Consider the following 4397-nt stretch of genomic DNA (forward strand, 5'->3'; position numbering starts at 1 on the left):
AAGTTTGGATTTTGCCAACACGGTTGGAAAACCGCTCTACACCATGCTTATCGTCGACCACGACCGTAATGCATGGGTAAAACCGGAGGTCTATAGCTATCCGCTTTACATTTGCACACGCCCTGAAATGCTGTTCAAAGCAGTTATAGGAGCGAAATAACATGCGATGGCACGGGCTGCTAAATCAAATGGTTAAAGATGTACGCAACACCTTTGGGCAGCCCGTCATCTACACNCCCTGAAATGCTGTTCAAAGCAGTTATAGGAGCGAAATAACATGCGATGGCACGGGCTGCTAAATCAAATGGTTAAAGATGTACGCAACACCTTTGGGCAGCCCGTCATCTACACACGAAAAGACAACCAGCAATCTTTTCGTATCACAGCGATTTACGGCATTAAGCATTCAGAATCGGAGGCTGGTGGCAGAATCCCCACCACAATTGCAAGAAAGGAACTTGATCTTTGTATCAATGATATTGGGGGGTTACCACCAAAACCTCAAGATAGTATTGTGATCATCTCACCTCAAAACAACAAAGCCCCCTCTTCTCAAGAACACTTCGTGGTCACAGATGTCCAAGCTTCAGAATCCGGTATGTATAAGCTTATCTTGCGGGAGATAAAACAATGAACGTATCTTTATCTTGTGTGTTTAAAAATCAATAAAACTGTCCCAGAACTCGAATTACTGCTGTAAACCTTGGACTTGAAAAAGCAGTGAATCGGTAATTCCGTGGTATGCCGGTACGGAGACTGATTTGGCATTCATGGTATGTTATAGCTACTGATGCAATTCGTGTCCAAGTGGTTCGTTCATTCTTTTCAGGACTTTCAAATACAATGGCTTGATCGGTTACCAAAAGACGTCCTCTAAGTGTGATCTTTTTATTAATATCAAAGAAAACGCGTTCTTGAACCCCCAACAATTTTTCATTGTGTGCTAAACGATATTCATATTCGCTTGCGTCAAGCTCTTGAAACATTTTACACGCTTCAGAAAAACTAGACACTTTAATATCCGGTAGCAACATTGCAACTTGTTCTTCAAAAAGTTTTACTTTTTTCTTTTCAGAGTAGTGAGCGATCACCAAAAGTAAAACAATAATAATGGCTACTAATAACCATGGTGAAATACTTATTATTGCTACTATGCCCCCAATCAATAGAGCACAAAGGAGAAAAATCTTGATCCCCTTTTCCCACCGTTCGTTTTCAATTGCTGGAAACGTTTTATTAACAACTGAGAAATCAGAAGAAGGATGTGCAGGAGGGAGCGACATTGAAGCCTGTTCTGGAACTTTCTCTTCAAAACGTTTTTTGCGTTTATCTTGCCAATAAGCGAAAATGGAAAACGCAAAAAACGCAAAGAAAATTAACCAAAACCATCCCCAAAAGCCTAATCCATCATCTTTGTCTGGTTTGTTAACTTGAGTGGGGGTAATTTGCTTATCAGTATCCTCAGCTGGTACCTGAGTCACGCTTTCGTTTTGAGTAGCAACATCTATTGACGAAGTCGAGGAGGAGGTAACAATCTCGTTATTGTCTGCAACTTGATCTGGTTCATTTTTGTGGAAAAAAAACGCACCTAATATTGCAGAGCCGAGAAATAATAAAACTCCAATACCAAGAGTTTTCAGTCCGTTTTTCCGCCATTTCTTTATACATATTAAAACGAGTCCGACAATCATCACTGGTAATGATAACAAGCACACTATCATTGCAATTGTATCAAGTATGTCGAGCATTATTTTCCCCTCCGCTATAAATAAAAAATAATGCTGGTGAATTTAGAGTGAATCGACAAATAAAGTAAAGACGTACCATATATTTTATAAAAAAGTGATATTAATGCTTGACATCATCATAAGGATATGAATAATCGAATCATGTGCCTAAGAAACACCTTAAAACAACTAGCGGATTGGTTGCCGAAATAACTCGTTTTCCGCAATTTAAAAGCTTTGACTCATTGTATGCTACATGCGTATAATAATATTGTCGGGTGTGGTTATGCCATATAATACCCTTTCGGGGAAAGCATAACGACGGGCTAGTTGCCGTGTTTCTTAGCGCCCGGCACTCTTTTAGAGTGTCATTAAGAAACCTCTAACAACTAGGAGTTCATTATGAACACACTTATAGAAATATCAGAACAGGTTATTGATCAGGAAACTGTTCAAACTGTTAATGCGCGTGAATTGCATGCGTTTTTGGAAGGAGGTAAAGATTTCTCTACTTGGATTAAATATCGCATCAACAAATATAATTTATTAGAAAATCAGGATTATTTAGTTTTCACCAATTTTGGGGAAAACCTCCAAGGTGGTCGTCCCTCTAAAGATTATCATCTAACTTTAAGTGTAGCAAAAGAGCTTTCTATGCTTGAGAATAATAAGAAAGGTAGAGAAGCTCGTTTATACTTTATCAAATGTGAACGGCTTTTGAAACAAGTAGCAACACCACAAGTTGACTACTCCAAACCCGAAGCATTGCTTGGTGTTTTAAATCACTTACAAAGTCAAATTGAGCAGAAAGATCATGTGATTGCTGAATTAGCACCAAAAGCAGAAGCTTTAGAAGGTTTAAAGCGTTCTGATGGTCTGTTTGGCTTATCGAAGCAGCAAAGATGTTGGAAGTACGACCTAAGGATTTAACCGATTACTTGCGACAAAATGATTGGGTCTATCGACGGGCTCCAGGGGCGCCTCTGTTACCTTATCAGGATAAAATCAAGAAAGGATTCATGGATTGTCCCGCTATCACCATTCAAAGACCGGATGGTACAGAAAAGGTACTCCCTTCAACAAAAATTACCTCCAGAGGATTAGCATGTTTGAGAGAACAAATCCATGGGGGTGTACAATGAATAGCAGTGTCGATTTTTTGTGCGATTTGTGGATGGCATTGTTTAAGCTTTCTAACCATCGAGGCATTGGAGATGAGGATTGCAATGCTATAGTTGAGGTTATGGAATCGGTCGTAGATGCTCTGGTTTTAAAGCTTCAAGATGACGTGCCCAATATTACAAAAATCTTGGCAATTTTGACAGATTTTGGAGCTTCAGAACTTCCACATCGTATGGATTCTTTGTTGCGAACTTATGAACCAAATTTAGACAACCCCATTAAAAAGGTTGCTTAACTTAAAAACAAAACTCCCCTCCCTATCGTTAAAGGTGGGGAGGTAGTCAAGAGACTTCTTTAGGTAAGAACTCAAAATGAACGGATTTAAAATCAGTTAAGTCATAATCTGTAAGATCGGCAGTATCAACAAAGTTTTCTGCTTCTTCATCCGTCTTAAAAACGGGTATTTGTTTTAATTTAGAGGTTTTCATAAGAATTAGTTTTCTTTTAGTACGTATAGACTTTTAAAAGATTCAAAGCTTAGAAGAAATGTATCTGTTTAAACTCACACCATTTTCAGCGGCTTGTATTGAAAGTTTTCTATGGAGTTCTGGTGGTATTCTTAATTGAAACTTGCCACTATATTTACCATGTGACAAAGGCAGAGGAACTTCTTCTCCATTATGTTGCATGTCCTCAACAACTTCTGAAACAAGGTCCATAATACCTTTTAAAGCTTTCTCTGCTTGAGCATCTAACCATGAAAGGGATGGGAATTCTGCACACAATCCGACATATTCCTCATCTTCTTGCGACCACAAAACACGATATGTATAATGATTATTGTTCATGTTTCATCCTTTCTATCGCTTGTAAGATTTGTTTGACTTGATAAGCTTTTGCTTTGTTACTAGAATCTTTTTGAATATTCACACGAGGATCACCAAGCCACGGTGTTTTAAAAACAAAGTGGCTTGTACCATTGTTCCGTGGTTCTCCAAAGAAATAGACACATACAGCCAACAAATCTGAAAACTTAATGTTCTTTGGTGATGCTTTCATCAAGCTGATTATTTTTTCAACTTTATTACTCATAACCAATGATAGTATCATTATTAATCCTAGTCAATCATTTTTAGAAATAGCGTCAACTAACAAGAGCCTTTTGTAACTCGACACTGTTAAAAAATCTCAATCAAGGTGAATATGAAGCCGTCCCTGCCGAGCTACAGAAATGGACCAAAGCAGGCGGGAAGCGTCTTGAAGGTCTCACACACCGGCGTGCGGCAGAAACAGGCTTATGGGCGAAAGGGGTTTTTGTTTCCTCCAATTATCAAACAGTAGAAACGCAAGCATCAACGGGGATTTTCAAAGCCGAAGCCCTTGCACCGATTATTGGCTCTTTTTCTGGACTTGGTGGTTTGTTAGCAGGAAATGAACCAATCCAATGGGCTTTGGCAACCATTATGGTTTTAGCCGCATGTGCTGGTATTTTCTTTGTTGCTAAACGCTTTCAGGAGCACCGCCTATGATCTTATGGATGAAAAAAAA

7 protein-coding genes and 2 pseudogenes are annotated in these 4397 nt (G+C 38.9%); 5 read left to right on the forward strand and 4 right to left on the reverse strand.

Features of this window, described 5'->3' with window-relative positions:
* Together ACFIJW_RS07660 and ACFIJW_RS07665 are read left to right on the forward strand one after the other, a co-directional pair.
* On the forward strand, window positions 1–160 hold a 160-nt coding region (locus ACFIJW_RS07660), incomplete at its 5' end, for a major capsid protein (protein ID WP_375632674.1).
* 117 nt (window positions 161–277) lie between these two features.
* Complete coding sequence (locus tag ACFIJW_RS07665) at window positions 278–634, forward strand: hypothetical protein (RefSeq protein ID WP_375633827.1); 357 nt, start codon at window positions 278–280, stop codon at window positions 632–634.
* A 28-nt stretch (window positions 635–662) separates the two neighbouring features.
* Here ACFIJW_RS07665 and ACFIJW_RS07670 read toward each other — a convergent pair whose 3' ends face one another.
* Complete coding sequence (locus ACFIJW_RS07670; protein ID WP_375633828.1) at window positions 663–1748, reverse strand: hypothetical protein; 1086 nt, start codon at window positions 1746–1748, stop codon at window positions 663–665.
* Window positions 1749–2129: 381 nt separating this feature from the next.
* On the opposite strand from ACFIJW_RS07670, the pseudogene ACFIJW_RS07675 reads away from it, so the two are divergent.
* Window positions 2130–2869 (forward strand): annotated as a pseudogene (locus ACFIJW_RS07675) (antA/AntB antirepressor family protein).
* Entirely contained in the window at window positions 2866–3144 is a 279-nt protein-coding gene (locus ACFIJW_RS07680) for a hypothetical protein (RefSeq protein WP_006589100.1), read from the forward strand. Before ACFIJW_RS07675 ends, ACFIJW_RS07680 begins: the two are co-directional and overlap by 4 nt.
* Before the next feature lie 46 nt (window positions 3145–3190).
* Here ACFIJW_RS07680 and ACFIJW_RS07685 read toward each other — a convergent pair whose 3' ends face one another.
* The 3 genes from ACFIJW_RS07685 to ACFIJW_RS07695 are packed head-to-tail and all read right to left on the reverse strand — an operon-like array spanning window position 3191 to window position 3959.
* The gene (locus ACFIJW_RS07685; RefSeq protein WP_375633829.1) at window positions 3191–3337 is read right to left on the reverse strand and encodes a CopG family antitoxin; all 147 of its coding nucleotides are present in this window, start codon (window positions 3335–3337) and stop codon (window positions 3191–3193) included.
* Window positions 3338–3379: 42 nt separating this feature from the next.
* Window positions 3380–3697: a type II toxin-antitoxin system HicB family antitoxin gene (locus ACFIJW_RS07690; RefSeq protein WP_375633830.1), complete on the reverse strand. Its 318-nt coding sequence runs from the start codon at window positions 3695–3697 to the stop codon at window positions 3380–3382.
* Complete coding sequence (locus ACFIJW_RS07695; protein ID WP_375633831.1) at window positions 3687–3959, reverse strand: toxin HicA; 273 nt, start codon at window positions 3957–3959, stop codon at window positions 3687–3689. Before ACFIJW_RS07695 ends, ACFIJW_RS07690 begins: the two co-directional genes overlap by 11 nt.
* 41 nt (window positions 3960–4000) lie before the next feature.
* Here ACFIJW_RS07695 and ACFIJW_RS07700 point away from each other — a divergent pair.
* A pseudogene (locus ACFIJW_RS07700) lies at window positions 4001–4378 on the forward strand (glycoside hydrolase family protein); the annotation flags it as partial.
* Between the last annotated feature and the right edge of the window lie 19 nt (window positions 4379–4397).

Source organism: Bartonella sp. MM97QHHN (genome assembly GCF_042194285.1).
Taxonomy (GTDB): Bacteria; Pseudomonadota; Alphaproteobacteria; order Rhizobiales; family Rhizobiaceae; genus Bartonella.

Coding starts and splice junctions, on each gene's coding strand:
- ACFIJW_RS07695 (WP_375633831.1), bottom strand. CDS start 3,959: ATGATACTATCATTGGTTATGAGTAATAAAGTTGAAAAAATAATCAGC.
- ACFIJW_RS07680 (WP_006589100.1), top strand. CDS start 2,866: ATGAATAGCAGTGTCGATTTTTTGTGCGATTTGTGGATGGCATTGTTT.
- ACFIJW_RS07670 (WP_375633828.1), bottom strand. CDS start 1,748: ATGCTCGACATACTTGATACAATTGCAATGATAGTGTGCTTGTTATCA.
- ACFIJW_RS07665 (WP_375633827.1), top strand. CDS start 278: ATGCGATGGCACGGGCTGCTAAATCAAATGGTTAAAGATGTACGCAAC.
- ACFIJW_RS07685 (WP_375633829.1), bottom strand. CDS start 3,337: ATGAAAACCTCTAAATTAAAACAAATACCCGTTTTTAAGACGGATGAA.
- ACFIJW_RS07690 (WP_375633830.1), bottom strand. CDS start 3,697: ATGAACAATAATCATTATACATATCGTGTTTTGTGGTCGCAAGAAGAT.